Here is a 12,800-nt window from a genome sequence, read left to right as displayed (position 1 = left end):
TTCAGGAAGGCGCTAAATCATGAACGCAATATCTTATCGGAAATCCGTAGCATGGGGGAAATCCCTTGGCAGTTTACTGTTTGTGCTGGCCTGCCTGTTTCTGCTGTACGCGGCTTTTTTTATGGATACTTCCTTTATTCGCAAGTTTTTTTGTATCACATCAGCCATAATCGGGATTCCGTTCTTTGGAGGATATTTGGTTGTCAGCTTACCCAAGGCGTTGAAAACAGACACGAAGCTGCTCACTTACGATCAACATTCCATTTCGGACGGTACGCGGACCGTAGCCTGGGCGGAGATTACAAGCATCAGCTACAGCGGCCCTTCCATTCGAAAGTGGCTGCTTCCGAAATTGCCTGTGCTGATTTTTCATTTGAAGAACAGGGAGACCTGGACTGTGAATACGTATTATTTGTTGACCGATTCCGAAATTCAGTCTGTCATGAAGCGCCTTCGGGGGCTGATCAGCCGTAACGGAAAGGAAACGAAATAGATCTGTACTGGAGGATTTGCTTACATGAGCGAGCATACCTTTGTATTTTCATTAGAAGAGCTGGGATACGCCTTGGCCGTTCATCAAGGGGAGGAAATGGCTGCAGGACTTATGAAGGCATACTATGGAGATCTGTCTGAAGACAAATGGGAGCTTCTATTTCAGGCAGCTACACATAGCTTGATGTCCAAAGGTTTTATAGAATCGATGGATGAGGAGAATGGAGAGGTTCGTTTCACATCCGAAATTACGCAAATGATTCAGCATTTGCTGCACAGCAATTATATGCTAAGAGGGATTACCGATCGGAATTCCAGCAAAGTACTCACGATCCATGAGCTGCAGCAGCGGTATTTGTACCACTTGTCTGACAATCATACACTTCATTTTCTTACCTGGACAGAGCCGGCGGATTGGGAAGAAGAGCTAGCACATTTCTATGGAGTGAAGCCTTCGAAAGCCGAAGGGCTGACTTTATCCGAATCCAAGGCTGTGGTCACGGAAGAATTGTGGAATCGGCTGACATCAGGTGAATCCCCTGCCTCCCCTCTCAATGACGAGCTTTCATCCGGTCAGCAGCAGCTGATTGCAAAATGGCAGCAGGATTTTCAAACGAATGCCCGTACCATGGACAATCTAAGCACGATAAGAATTGGCAGCGGAAATCAGACGGCAATCGAGGATATTTTGTTTATACTTCCTTCTAATGAAGGTGTCTGGATTATACGTAACCAGGAAGCGGACAGAAATGCGGAGCCACGGATTTGCATTGAGCTGCAATCCTTCTCGGCATGCAAAAAGACGCTCGGCACTTTTGCTGGTGCTTTGGCTTAGTCAAGCGGTAGATCTAGTACCGCTCATCTAAACGGTCTTCTATGCGGGAGCATCTTAAACCTGACCAAGTCTTAAATCTCCGTTGTCCCAAAATAAAAGGATGCAGCGTTTCCCTAGTAAGCGCTGCATCCTTTTTCATTGATTAGCGATATCGGTCATTTTTTCTTAATCAATGAAGGCTATTATAGCCCCCCTCCTTCCAGCCTTTTATTAATATCTTCATCCGAATCTACGAAACCATTTTCCGTTAATTCAACGAAAACTGTACGATCATATTTATAACTTTCTAAAGAAGAAGGATCTATATTTGCTACTTTCTCTAAAAATTCATTCACCTTTAAATACTCATCATCATTAAATATCCAATACGTTGCGGAAATCGAAGGGCCGTTAAACTGATCATAGGATTGCTGAACAATCGTTTTTAATTTCTCTGCTGTAATACTTTCATCATGATTCATGACAATTTCAACATGGATATACTCTGCTTTCGATTTTTCAAGATAGTCTTCAATCGTCATATCTTTCGTTACTTCAATAGGTTGTTTCGGATGGATATTGACCCACGAAGATGCATCTAGCCCTTGATTTTCAATCGCCTTATTAAAAACGGAGGCAAATTTATGCATTAACCGCATCTCCGGATAATTTTCAACGATGTTTTCCGAGGTATCCATTACGGCAGTAAACATGATGTCTGAATCTATTGCTTTAACATATGTAGTTACTGTATTATTGCTTTTCGTCCCCCATCGTTCCCCTATGTATTTTACTTCAAAGGATTCATTGTATTTTTCGGATAACCTTTCCTCGATGATTTTGGCAGTTTTTTCATTTAACTCGCTGCATCCTAATAAGCTTAATATGGATATTCCCATTACGACCATGCATACTTTTCTTAATAATTTACTCATATCCCCTTGCCTTCTTTCATAAAAATATGAACTCATAATCTATTATAACAACGGAATGATTTTCGATTGATCATCAAAATGCCCCGCCTCTTTATTTATTTACTTTCTTCACCCAAAATCTAACAGAAATAATTTGACAAAAAACTTTAAGTGTCGTCTAATGTGATATATAACAGGATTGCTCATGATCTAAGTATATTTTACTGCATTTTCATGGAGCGAAGGGGGATGGGGATTGCTTTGACGAAAGTATCCTTGATCTCGGAGTCTAAAAAGAGATGTGAGAAGCTAGGTATTGATCCACGGGGGGTTCCCTCTTTTTCGACCTTTTTATCAGAAGGCGATTTGAATCTAAAACGGGCCGAATACGAAGAAATATTGTCGGTAATCAATTTTTTTGTACATAAGATGTTGGAGCTCATGAAAGGGATTCCACTGCTGATCCTGATTTCCGATGAGAATGGCTGTATTCTGGAAATGGCCGGGGATGAAGCGATCAAGAGCGTGGTTCAGCAATCGGGCATACAGATTGGCCTCGTGTTCAACGAGCAAGAAGCGGGAACTAACAGCATTAATTTGGTTTTGGATCATCGTCAGCCCATTCAGCTTGTCGGGGACGAGCATTATTATGAGTTTTTGTGGTCCTCCGCGTGTTATTCCGTCCCCTTCCAATATACAGATATCTCCAATCTGCTTGGAACCATTACAATCATGACGACGATCGATCAGCACAACCCATTTTTGCTGGCGATGCTGAGTACGGTCGTAGATTCAATCGAAAGAGAGCTCCTGCTGAAAAAGCAAAATCGACGATTGCACATATTGAATCAGGTGGTTATCGAAACAACCAGAAACGGCATCATTATTACGGATCGGGATGGGAACATAACCGAGTTTAACAAGTTTGCTGAAATTTTAACGGGTGCCAAAAAACAGGATGTCCTTCATAAACCTATTCCGGATGCCAAAACAAATGAGTTCATTCAAGAGGTCCTTCAATCGGGAAAAGAATACGAAAATATGGAATTCATACTGCACCCTCGGACGGGGCAAAACGAGCTGGTCTGCCTGTTCGACGCCTTCCCTATTCGTGATGAGAATATGCAGGTCATGGGCGCATTTGCACAGTTTCGGGATATCACGGAGCGTTATCATACGCAAAAGCAAATTAATTATTTAGCCTACCACGACGATTTAACCGGTTTGCCGAATCGAAGATTCTTCACCAGGCATATTGATGAGCTCCTGAAGCATGGGGTGAAAGAAAACAGTATCTTTGCCGTCATGTTTCTTGATCTGGACAGCTTCAAGAAGATTAATGACACGCTGGGCCATAACAACGGAGACGTGCTGTTAAAGCTGGTTGCCGAGCGTCTGAAAACTTGCTGTCATGCTCCGAATCAACTGGTTTCCAGAATGGGCGGGGATGAATTCACGATCCTCCTGCAAGAGATTACGGATCATACGGAAGCCATTCATGTTGCCGAAGAGATTATAAAAGCATTTGAGAAACCATTTGCGGTAGACGGCTATGAATTCTATATAACGGCCAGTATCGGTGTTGTCTTCTATCCTCAAGACGGCACGAATGTCGAGGTGCTCATGAAGAATGCCGACATTGCTCTTTACCGGATGAAAGACGACGGGAAGAACAATTATAACATTTTCAAACCTGTGCCAAACAGCAGCGGTATTGAAAGACTTACCTTGGAGCATTCAATCCGTAAAGCGTTAGACCTAGATGAATTCGTGGTATATTACCAGCCCCAAATCGATATTCTGACTGGGAACATCATCGGTACCGAGGCGCTCGTTCGTTGGAATCATCCGACTCTCGGCTTGGTCCCTCCAACTAAGTTCATCCCGATCGCCGAGGAAACAGGACTCATTGTCCCCCTTGGGGAATGGGTGCTCAAAACCGCGTGCCTTCAGAATCAAATATGGAAGGATAAGGGGTTCCCTCCTATGAGCGTATCGGTCAATCTCTCTTCTCGCCAATTCTCAAGATATAATTTGGTAGACACCATCAAAGAGATTTTACTCGAAACCCACATCGATCCCCAATACCTGGAGCTCGAGATTACCGAGTCGATGACGATGAATGTCGATGTTGCGATCGAGGTACTCGGGAAACTGAAGGAACTAGGCATACAAATTTGCATCGACGACTTTGGGACGGGTTATAGCAATCTTTACTACTTAAAATTGTTTTCGATTGACCGGCTGAAGATTGATCAATCCTTTGTCAGGAATATTATGACGGATTCGAATGACGCGGACATTGTGGCTACGATCATAGCGATGGCTCATAAGCTTGGCATCGATGTTATCGCAGAAGGCGTAGAAACCAAGGATCAGTTGGATTTCCTGCGTAGTCAAAGCTGCCATGAAGTGCAAGGGTTTTATTATTACCCACCTTTACCCGCAGAACAAATCGAGCGGTTGTTGAACAAAACGGCGACAATAAAAACCAATTTGCAGGGGTGATAGGATGAAAAAGAGAGTGTATACCCTATTAGTCGAGCATTTTAAAAATTGGGGGATTTCTCACGTATTCGGAATTCCCGGAAAGTCCATTTCTCCGCTGATGCTGGAGCTTGAAAGCCATGGTATTCAATATGTGCTGGGTCGTCACGAAGCTGGCTCTGGGTTTGAGGCGTCAGGCTATGCACTGGCGAAAAAAACAATGGGGATCGCGATTGGTACTTCCGGCCCGGGAGGAACGAATCTGATCACAGCCGCCGGGCAGGCCAAAGAGTTCCAGTTACCGGTATTGTTCATCACCGGACAGCCATCGATGCAGGAGACTGGGCGCGCTTTAAGTCAGGATTCAAGCCAGTTTGGGGCCGATTTGGTTAAGATGTTCGAGCCCGTTACCTTGTTCAGTGCCCGCATCGAACGTGGGGACCTTCTTTACTTGTACCTTAAACATGCCCTGGAAAAAGCCTACACGGGTGAAAAAGGCCCTGTTCATCTTTGTATCCCATTTGATGTGCTGATGGAGGAAGTCGAGAGCTTCTACCTGCCTTTGCCAGACCACATTTCACCAGTTGTATCCCCCGATATCGATAAGGCGATATCGATGCTGGGCGAGGCTAAGAAGCCCGTCCTCTTTCTGGGCAAAGGCGCCGTCATGGCGGATGCCTATGAACCATTGCGGATCATGGCCGAGCATTGGGGGATTCCTGTAATGACCACGCCGGGTGCGAAAGGAGCATTTCCTACCAGCCACCCCTTATACCTAGGCGGGTATGGTCTCGGCGGTTCCAAGCATGCAACCGATTATATGAGATCCGGCATTGACCTGATGATCGTCGTAGGCAGCAAATTGTGCGATATGTCCTTGTCCGGATTTACGCCCGATATGGAGCCGGAAAAGGTTTTGCAATTTGAGTATGACCTTAAGTTCGCAGGTAAAACCATTCAGGCGCCGACGCAACTGATTCTTGGCGATATCCGCTCTAACCTGACTCAACTCATCTCGCAAAGCGGGGCATCGTCCAAAGAGCATGAGATGCTGATTGCCCGGGCACAAGCGGCAGCAGCGACCTCCCAAGCGGAATCCGTGTTGTCAGCGGGAACGGCGTTCCGAAGCTTGCGATCCGTGCTCCCGAAAGAGGCAGTTCTCTTCGGGGATGCAGGGAGTCACTCCTTTCATGCCGTACAAAACTTCGAGATCATCGAGCCCGGGACATTCTATTTCGATGAAGTGTTCATCGCTATGGGGGCAGCGATCGGCTATTCGATCGGAGCGAAAATTGCCATGCCCGATCGCCCTGTCGTCTGCGTGACCGGCGACGGCTGCATCATGATGCACGGCACCGAGATATCGACAGCCGTGAACCATGGAATTCCGGTTATTTTCTTTGTACTGAATAACGGCCGTTTAGATATGGTGGAAAAGGGAATGTCTTATAACACCGGGCGTTCGGTAGGCGCTGTCTATGAACGACCGCTGGATGTGAGCTTATTTGCCCAATCCATGGGCGCCATGGCATTCCGCTGCGAAAATGAAGCCGACATTACGAGGGCGGTTCAGTCAGCCTTGCAGTCCCATACGGCTACGGTAATCGAGGTCATGGTGGATCCGCAAGAAATCCCGCCGATTCTTACCCGATTGCTTAGTCTAGATTAACGCTTACGGAGGACGTTTATGGAGTCGAATCGCTATAATAAAGGAATCGAAGTTTTGCAACAGATGGTAAGTGAAGAACGACTGAACGCAACGGTCAAACAGATGGAAAAATTCTCACCGGATATGGCCAGGCTGATTGTCGAGTTCCCTTATGGCTCGCTGTATTCCCGTCCAGGCCTGGATCTAAAACAAAGGAGCCTGCTTACCATAGCGGCTATGCTTGCCTCAGGCGCAGCGGCTCAGCTCGATTTCCATATCGAAGCAGCCTTGAATGCCGGGCTTACGCCAAATGAGATTGTAGAGGCCGTCATGCACTGCGTATCTTACGCAGGCTTTCCCAAAGCGCTGGATGCCATGTTTGTGGTCATGAAAGTGTTTAACGAACGGGGAATTCAATACGAAGAACGATAAACCCCTGCTCCCTACTTTATTTCGGCCAACTCGATTCAACGAGAGTAAGCCTGAGAAGGATTTTGACTTAGTCGAGGATGGATGCGTCACCGTGGTTTGGCCAGGCTCAATCATTCACGGCTATTTTGACTTTACATAATGCATGGCCTACCCAAGTGTCCTTGATTTCTGCAATAACAAGAGCCCCTCTGTTAAATAACTTGAGGGGCTCTTGTGTTGCTTATCATATTATTCAGTTTAGAAAGAATAATTAACTTTCAGACACTTCACTTCTTCTGTGTTTTATTAAGTCTCTCTAACGTCGTCTCTTAATTGGACTGGGTTAAATCTTTGGAGATAAAAGCTCTGGTTTATCCCTTGCCCAAGTATCCTTAACTGTTGAAAAATTCGACCAGTAAAGGAACGAGAGCCGCAGGATCGACATTGTGATCTTGTCCCGCAAGCACCCGATCCTTCGCCTTTACGAGATGATGGGCCAATGTTTTCGCAGCTTCATGGAAGAAAGGCTCGCTGTTTGCGCCGGAAATTACCACTGTGGAGGACGTTACTCGAGCCCATTTGCTGGTTGGCAGCGGCTTGCCGATCATCACATCACGTGCGATCCTTCCATCATATGCGAGCGTATGCGCAACAGCCAGAAAATCTCTCCATATCGGACTTTCCTTCTGCGGAGCCAAGTATTCTTCCGGAATAAGCAGCGCCTGTGTCATGAAAATTTCCAAAGCTTTGTCGCGTTGTCCGGACAAGATAGCCTCGTCCAACTGCTCGACGTAATCCAGGGGAAGAGGCGGACGGCTTGCGTCAAGGATGAGGGGCGGTTCATACAGCGCCAGCTTTGGGATTTTTTCAGACAACCGATCAGCGGCCTCCAGGGCGAGAATTGCTCCGGACGATACACCATACAAATAGGCGCTCCCGCCCACGGATTCTATTAGTGCATCGATATCTTCAATCTCGCGCTCCACCGCATAGGGCGGTGTGTCGTCACTGTCTCCCCGCCCGCGTCGGTCGTAATTGATCACGGTATAATGGTTCGCCAGCAAATCTGCCAGTTGCTCTTGCGAAGGGAACTTGCGATACCCTAGAGCGCCAGTTACCAGGATCACAGCCGGACCGTTGCCGTATTGGTCATAGGCGATGGCCGTTCCATCTTTGGATATAACGTTGTTCATCAGTTCTCGCCCCTCCTTTTTCTTAAATTATTTTCGCTGGTAATGCAAGCCGACGACGCCGTTCTTGTATGTTTTGGAGCGGATCAACCGGAGGGACTGCTGCTTGTTGGCCAAAGCGAACAAGCGCTCGCCGCGGGAAGCGATGACGGGATGAACGAGCAGCCACAGCTCGTCGTAAAGTCCGCTGTGGATGAAAGATTGCCATGTCTTTACTCCGCTTTCGACGGAAATTCGATTGACCCGGCTTTTCAGTGCTTCCAGCTCACGAGCGAGCGAGGTATTGCCACTCCCAATCTGCTGCGAGTTTCTCCAGACCAAATCGACTTTGGAGCTGGAAATGACCACTTTGGAGATCTCGTTCATGCGCATGGCGATGGCCCGTTCCAGCGCATTGGAAGAATGCTCCGCCTGCTGCCAATGCTGGGCTAACGAAGCGTACGAATTTCTGCCTACGATAATCGTATCGACAGTATTGTAATATTCCAAATAATCCTCAAAGATCTCTTCGCTCAATGTCATCCACTGATTTTCATCCGACACGACGCCGTCCAGCGAAAGCTGCATTGTTAAAATCACGTCACCCATTCCTTCAATCACTCCTTGCTTTCATGATTTACGAAACAAATATATCATTTTCCCGGTCCGAGCATTTCTTATCAATTGCTATTATGTTCCAGTTTTAATCTAGGGAACCTGAAGGTACAACAAGATTCCTAGAATGCTGTTAGCCTTTTTTATATTAAACCCTCTGATTTTCTTGATTAAACAACAAAAGAGCTCAGACTAATCTGAGCTCTTTTGGTTTAGAAGTTACAATCCATGGTTTCCATATACATACTTCTTTTATTGGTTACAAGCTTTATTATTCAAGTTACAAAGAATACTTAATACATTCACACAATTACGAGCAAAGCCCACGCTTACTCTACCGTCACGCTCTTCGCCAGGTTCCGCGGCTTATCCACGTCATTGCCCCGAGCGAGGGAAGCATAGTAAGCAAGCAGCTGCAGCGGGATCACGGACAAGGCGGCCGTCAGTACCGGCAGCGTCTTTGGAATCGCGAAGGCTTGGTCGACCGACTTCAGCAGGTCAGCCACATGCTCCTCGTAGGTAATGGCCATGACTTCCGCACCCCGCGCTTTCACTTCCTTAATGTTGCTTACGGTTTTCTCCAGCACCGCTTCCTGGGTTGCAAGAGCGATCACCGGAATCCCTTCCTCAATCAAAGCGAGCGTGCCGTGCTTCAGCTCACCGGCAGCATAAGCCTCAGAATGGATGTAGGAGATCTCCTTCAGCTTCAGGGAGCCTTCCTGGGCTACCGCATAATCTTGGCCGCGGCCGATAAAGAACAGGTGCTCATGCTTGGCGATCTGCTCGGCATAGGCTTTGATCGATTCGGCATTCGCCAGCATCGCTTCCACCTGCTCCGGCAGAGCCTCCATCGCAGCAATCACTTCGGCAACAGCGTCCTCCGTCATCGTGCCGCGTACCTGAGCCAGATACAGACCAAGCAGATAGAATGCGATCAGCTGGGAGGTGTAGGCTTTTGTCGAAGCAACCGCGATTTCAGGTCCTGCCAACGTACCAAGCACGTCGTCGGCTTCACGGGCGATCGAGCTGCCGACCACGTTCGTAATCGCCAGAACATGGGCGCCGTGGCTCTTCGCTTCACGAAGGGCTGCCAGCGTATCTGCCGTCTCGCCGGACTGGCTCACAACGATGACCAGCGTCTCAGGCGTGACAATCGGCGAACGGTAACGATATTCGGAAGCCACGTCGTTCTCGACAGGTATACGTACCATTCCCTCGATCACGCTGCGTCCGACAAGACCGGCATGGTAAGCCGTTCCGCAGGCAATGATTTGGACATTGCGAATATTCGCGATCTGCTCGTTCGTCAGCTTCAGCTCAGGGAGGACGACTTTCCGTCCGCTCTCATCCACGCGGCCCAGCATCGTATCCCGATAGGCCTTCGGCTGCTCGTGGATCTCCTTCAGCATAAAGTGATCGAACCCGCCTTTTTCCGCCGTGACGGCATCCCAATCGACACGAATCATTTCCCGAGAAATAAAATTCCCTTCGATCGTCATCAATTCGACAGCATCTGCAGTGAGCAGCGCCATCTCGCCGTCATTCAAAATATATACGTTCCGCGTATATTTCAAAATCGCCGGAATATCAGAACCGATAAAGTTCTCGCCTTCACCAAGGCCGATAATGAGCGGGCTGGCTTGACGAACGGCAACCAGCTTATCCGGTTCGTACTCCGTTAGTACGCCAAGTGCAAAAGCCCCTCTCATATACTTGATCGCCTTCTGCACCGCCTTCACGATATCTCCGTCATATTCACGGGCGATGAGATGCGAGATCACTTCCGTATCGGTCTCGGACACAAAGTGATGCCCTTGCTGGATCAGCTCTTCCTTCAGCTCCAGGTAGTTCTCAACGATCCCGTTGTGTACGACCGAGAACTTCTGGCTCTCGTCCGTATGCGGATGGGAGTTGACATCCGATGGACGGCCATGCGTAGCCCAGCGGGTATGACCGATCCCGGCCGTACCGACCAGCGGCGCTGTTTCCAGCCGTTCCTCAAGATTGGCCAGACGTCCCTGTGCCTTGGCTATGCGAAGCCCTTCATTGGTGAACACTGCGATTCCTGCAGAGTCATATCCGCGATACTCGAGCTTTTTGAGTCCTTCCAGCAACACCGTTTGCGTCTTCTGATTTCCAATATATCCGACAATACCACACATTGTATGATTCCTCCGTTCGGTTTCCAAAAGTAATGGTTATGCGAAAAGAAGAATGCGCACCTGCTGTGCGGTATTACGAAAGAAGAATGATCTATTCAATTATCAATGTTCAACGATAGCTTGATAGCTTTCCCTTAAGCTATTGAACAATCATGAATGCACTCTTCTTCCACCGCGCTGTACGCACACTTGATTCGCACATTCATGTTTTTATGAAATACGATGAGCACCTGCTGATGCGTTGTAAGAACGGTCGCCCATTCCTTTTCCGCGTTCAGCTTACGGTTCTGGTGCAATCCCGGGAGGTCCCCGCCGAACAATCCGAACACCTCCACCTCGTCAGCTTGATTGTGCCGTTTCGTTATCACATCGATTCGTCATAACGATTTCCCCGCGCATTTTTCAAGCTCTGGCGCTTATGAAGCTTATGGTCTACCTCACAACCCTCTCTTTCCATTCTTGAATGACATTCTATATTATATTCACCCGAATAGGGTTTGGCAACTTTAGTGGCTAGCCTTCTCTTTCGAGCTCCACCAAGAATCGGCCTTCCAGACTACTTGAATCCATGCATCAGGAATGCGGAGCCTATACCTGCAGCATATGCAGTCATAGCAAGGCTTGCTTCCGCTTTCATGCGCTGCATCATACCAGGAATATGCGGGCCAGTTATCAGCTGTTCTAGTTCACTGGCCCTTACATAAACTGGTGTTCCACCCTTGAAAAATCCAACTTTAGCCTTAGGCTAATTCCCGCTTCACGACATCGGCAATCTGGGTTACATAGCGATCCAGCTCGTCTTTATCCGGACCTTCGGCCATAACCCGAATGAGGGATTCCGTACCGGAAGGGCGAACCAGTACCCGGCCGTTATCTCCCAAAATCTGCTCTACCTCGGAAATCGCAGACTCGATTGCCTTATTTCCTTGGTACTTCGTTTTATCGCCAACGCGCACGTTAACAAGCACTTGAGGATACTTGCGCATGCTGTTCTTCAGTTCATGCAGCGGTTTGCCGGAAGCTACGATGGTGTCCACCAGCTGAATGCCTGTCAGAATTCCGTCACCGGTTGTGTTATAGTCCAGGAAAATAACATGACCGGACTGCTCGCCGCCGAGGTTAAATCCGCCGCGACGCATCTCTTCCATCACGTAGCGGTCGCCAACGGCCGTCTTGGCCGTTTTCAGCTTCAAGCTGTCGCAAGCTTTGTAGAAGCCGATGTTGCTCATGACCGTGGACACAATCGTTCCTGCTTTCAGCTTGCCAGCACGATTCATTGCATCTCCGCAGATGCACAGGATGAAGTCGCCATCAACCTCCTCGCCTTTCCCGTCAATGGCGATCAGACGATCCGCATCTCCGTCAAAAGCAAGTCCCAGATCCGCGCCGTGGGCAAGGACGGCTTCAACCAGCTTCTCCGGATGTGTCGATCCGCAGCCATCATTGATGTTTAGACCGTTAGGCTCAGCGCCGATCGTAATAATCTCCGCACCAAGCTCGCGGAACAGCTTCGGAGCGAGCTCGTAAGCTGCGCCGTTCGCGCAGTCCAGCACGATTTTCAGGCCGTCGAAACGGTTGCTGATAGTTGTCTTCAAATACTCCAAGTATTTAAATTTCGATTCATTATCTACGCGAAGCTCGCCCAGTTCGGCTCCGATCGGACGCGGAAGCTCGTCCTTCTCCGCATCCATGAGCTCTTCAATCTTGAGCTCCGTTTCATCGGACAGCTTGAAGCCGTCTCCGCCAAAGAACTTAATTCCGTTATCTTCAACCGGATTGTGCGAGGCCGAGATCATAACGCCGGCATCGGCTTTCAACAATCTTGTAATGTACGCTACCGCAGGGGTGCTAACAACCCCTAGACGAATAACATGCGCACCGATCGACAGTAGTCCTGCCACCAATGCAGATTCCAGCATAGCTCCGGATACGCGCGTATCCATGCCAATCACGACAGTCGGCTTCTCCTTATCCCCCGTTAGTACATAGCCGCCGCAGCGGCCGATGCTGTAAGCCATTTCGGCAGTCAGCTCTTGATTGGCAATCCCTCTTACCCCATCTGTTCCAAAATATTTCCCCATGTGTTCT

General features: G+C 48.2%; 11 protein-coding genes. 5 read left to right on the top strand and 6 right to left on the bottom strand.

Annotated elements, in window-relative coordinates; genetic code table 11:
- Positions 1 to 19: 19 nt before the first annotated feature.
- On the top strand, positions 20 to 493 hold the full coding sequence (locus MKX76_RS26710) for a DUF5381 family protein (protein WP_341034892.1): 474 nt from the start codon (positions 20 to 22) through the stop codon (positions 491 to 493).
- A 24-nt stretch (positions 494 to 517) separates the two neighbouring features.
- The gene (locus MKX76_RS26705; RefSeq protein WP_341034891.1) at positions 518 to 1,327 is read left to right on the top strand and encodes a hypothetical protein; all 810 of its coding nucleotides are present in this window, start codon (positions 518 to 520) and stop codon (positions 1,325 to 1,327) included.
- 182 nt (positions 1,328 to 1,509) lie between these two features.
- Here the strand turns inward: MKX76_RS26705 and MKX76_RS26700 are convergent, their stop codons facing one another.
- Complete coding sequence (locus MKX76_RS26700) at positions 1,510 to 2,241, bottom strand: hypothetical protein (protein WP_341034890.1); 732 nt, start codon at positions 2,239 to 2,241, stop codon at positions 1,510 to 1,512.
- A gap of 420 nt (positions 2,242 to 2,661) precedes the next feature.
- Between MKX76_RS26700 and MKX76_RS26695 the strand changes: the two genes are divergently transcribed.
- From MKX76_RS26695 to MKX76_RS26685, 3 genes are read left to right on the top strand one after another with little or no spacing between them, the layout of a single operon-like run.
- Complete coding sequence (locus MKX76_RS26695) at positions 2,662 to 4,728, top strand: putative bifunctional diguanylate cyclase/phosphodiesterase (protein WP_232239306.1); 2,067 nt, start codon at positions 2,662 to 2,664, stop codon at positions 4,726 to 4,728.
- A 4-nt stretch (positions 4,729 to 4,732) separates the two neighbouring features.
- Positions 4,733 to 6,376: a thiamine pyrophosphate-binding protein gene (locus MKX76_RS26690; RefSeq protein WP_341034889.1), complete on the top strand. Its 1,644-nt coding sequence runs from the start codon at positions 4,733 to 4,735 to the stop codon at positions 6,374 to 6,376.
- 18 nt (positions 6,377 to 6,394) lie between these two features.
- A complete protein-coding gene (locus tag MKX76_RS26685; RefSeq protein ID WP_007133204.1) occupies positions 6,395 to 6,787 on the top strand; it encodes a carboxymuconolactone decarboxylase family protein in 393 nt (130 codons plus the stop codon).
- 371 nt (positions 6,788 to 7,158) lie between these two features.
- Here MKX76_RS26685 and MKX76_RS26680 read toward each other — a convergent pair whose 3' ends face one another.
- From MKX76_RS26680 to glmM, 5 genes are all read right to left on the bottom strand, one after another.
- Positions 7,159 to 7,959 (bottom strand): alpha/beta fold hydrolase, encoded by an 801-nt coding sequence (locus tag MKX76_RS26680; RefSeq protein ID WP_213617005.1) that lies wholly within the window; start codon positions 7,957 to 7,959, stop codon positions 7,159 to 7,161.
- Between the two features lie 27 nt (positions 7,960 to 7,986).
- Positions 7,987 to 8,544: a dihydrofolate reductase family protein gene (locus MKX76_RS26675; RefSeq protein ID WP_213617003.1), complete on the bottom strand. Its 558-nt coding sequence runs from the start codon at positions 8,542 to 8,544 to the stop codon at positions 7,987 to 7,989.
- A 335-nt stretch (positions 8,545 to 8,879) separates the two neighbouring features.
- Complete coding sequence (gene glmS, locus MKX76_RS26670; protein ID WP_007133201.1) at positions 8,880 to 10,712, bottom strand: glutamine--fructose-6-phosphate transaminase (isomerizing); 1,833 nt, start codon at positions 10,710 to 10,712, stop codon at positions 8,880 to 8,882.
- 134 nt (positions 10,713 to 10,846) lie between these two features.
- A complete protein-coding gene (locus MKX76_RS26665; RefSeq protein WP_138919369.1) occupies positions 10,847 to 11,080 on the bottom strand; it encodes a hypothetical protein in 234 nt (77 codons plus the stop codon).
- Between the two features lie 372 nt (positions 11,081 to 11,452).
- Positions 11,453 to 12,793, bottom strand: coding sequence for a phosphoglucosamine mutase (glmM, locus tag MKX76_RS26660; protein ID WP_007133199.1), 1,341 nt, complete (start codon positions 12,791 to 12,793; stop codon positions 11,453 to 11,455).
- Positions 12,794 to 12,800 lie beyond the last annotated feature (7 nt).

This window comes from Paenibacillus sp. FSL R5-0810 (assembly GCF_038002285.1).
Taxonomy (GTDB): domain Bacteria; phylum Bacillota; class Bacilli; order Paenibacillales; family Paenibacillaceae; genus Paenibacillus_AQ; species Paenibacillus_AQ lactis.
The sequence above is the reverse complement of the archived record's forward strand: the minus strand, read 5'-3'. Positions and strand labels throughout refer to the sequence as shown.

Coding starts and splice junctions, on each gene's coding strand:
- MKX76_RS26710 (WP_341034892.1), top strand. CDS start 20: ATGAACGCAATATCTTATCGGAAATCCGTAGCATGGGGGAAATCCCTT.
- MKX76_RS26675 (WP_213617003.1), bottom strand. CDS start 8,544: ATGGGTGACGTGATTTTAACAATGCAGCTTTCGCTGGACGGCGTCGTG.
- glmS (WP_007133201.1), bottom strand. CDS start 10,712: ATGTGTGGTATTGTCGGATATATTGGAAATCAGAAGACGCAAACGGTG.
- MKX76_RS26685 (WP_007133204.1), top strand. CDS start 6,395: ATGGAGTCGAATCGCTATAATAAAGGAATCGAAGTTTTGCAACAGATG.
- MKX76_RS26680 (WP_213617005.1), bottom strand. CDS start 7,959: ATGAACAACGTTATATCCAAAGATGGAACGGCCATCGCCTATGACCAA.
- MKX76_RS26700 (WP_341034890.1), bottom strand. CDS start 2,241: ATGAGTAAATTATTAAGAAAAGTATGCATGGTCGTAATGGGAATATCC.
- MKX76_RS26705 (WP_341034891.1), top strand. CDS start 518: ATGAGCGAGCATACCTTTGTATTTTCATTAGAAGAGCTGGGATACGCC.
- MKX76_RS26695 (WP_232239306.1), top strand. CDS start 2,662: ATGAAAGGGATTCCACTGCTGATCCTGATTTCCGATGAGAATGGCTGT.
- glmM (WP_007133199.1), bottom strand. CDS start 12,793: ATGGGGAAATATTTTGGAACAGATGGGGTAAGAGGGATTGCCAATCAA.
- MKX76_RS26690 (WP_341034889.1), top strand. CDS start 4,733: ATGAAAAAGAGAGTGTATACCCTATTAGTCGAGCATTTTAAAAATTGG.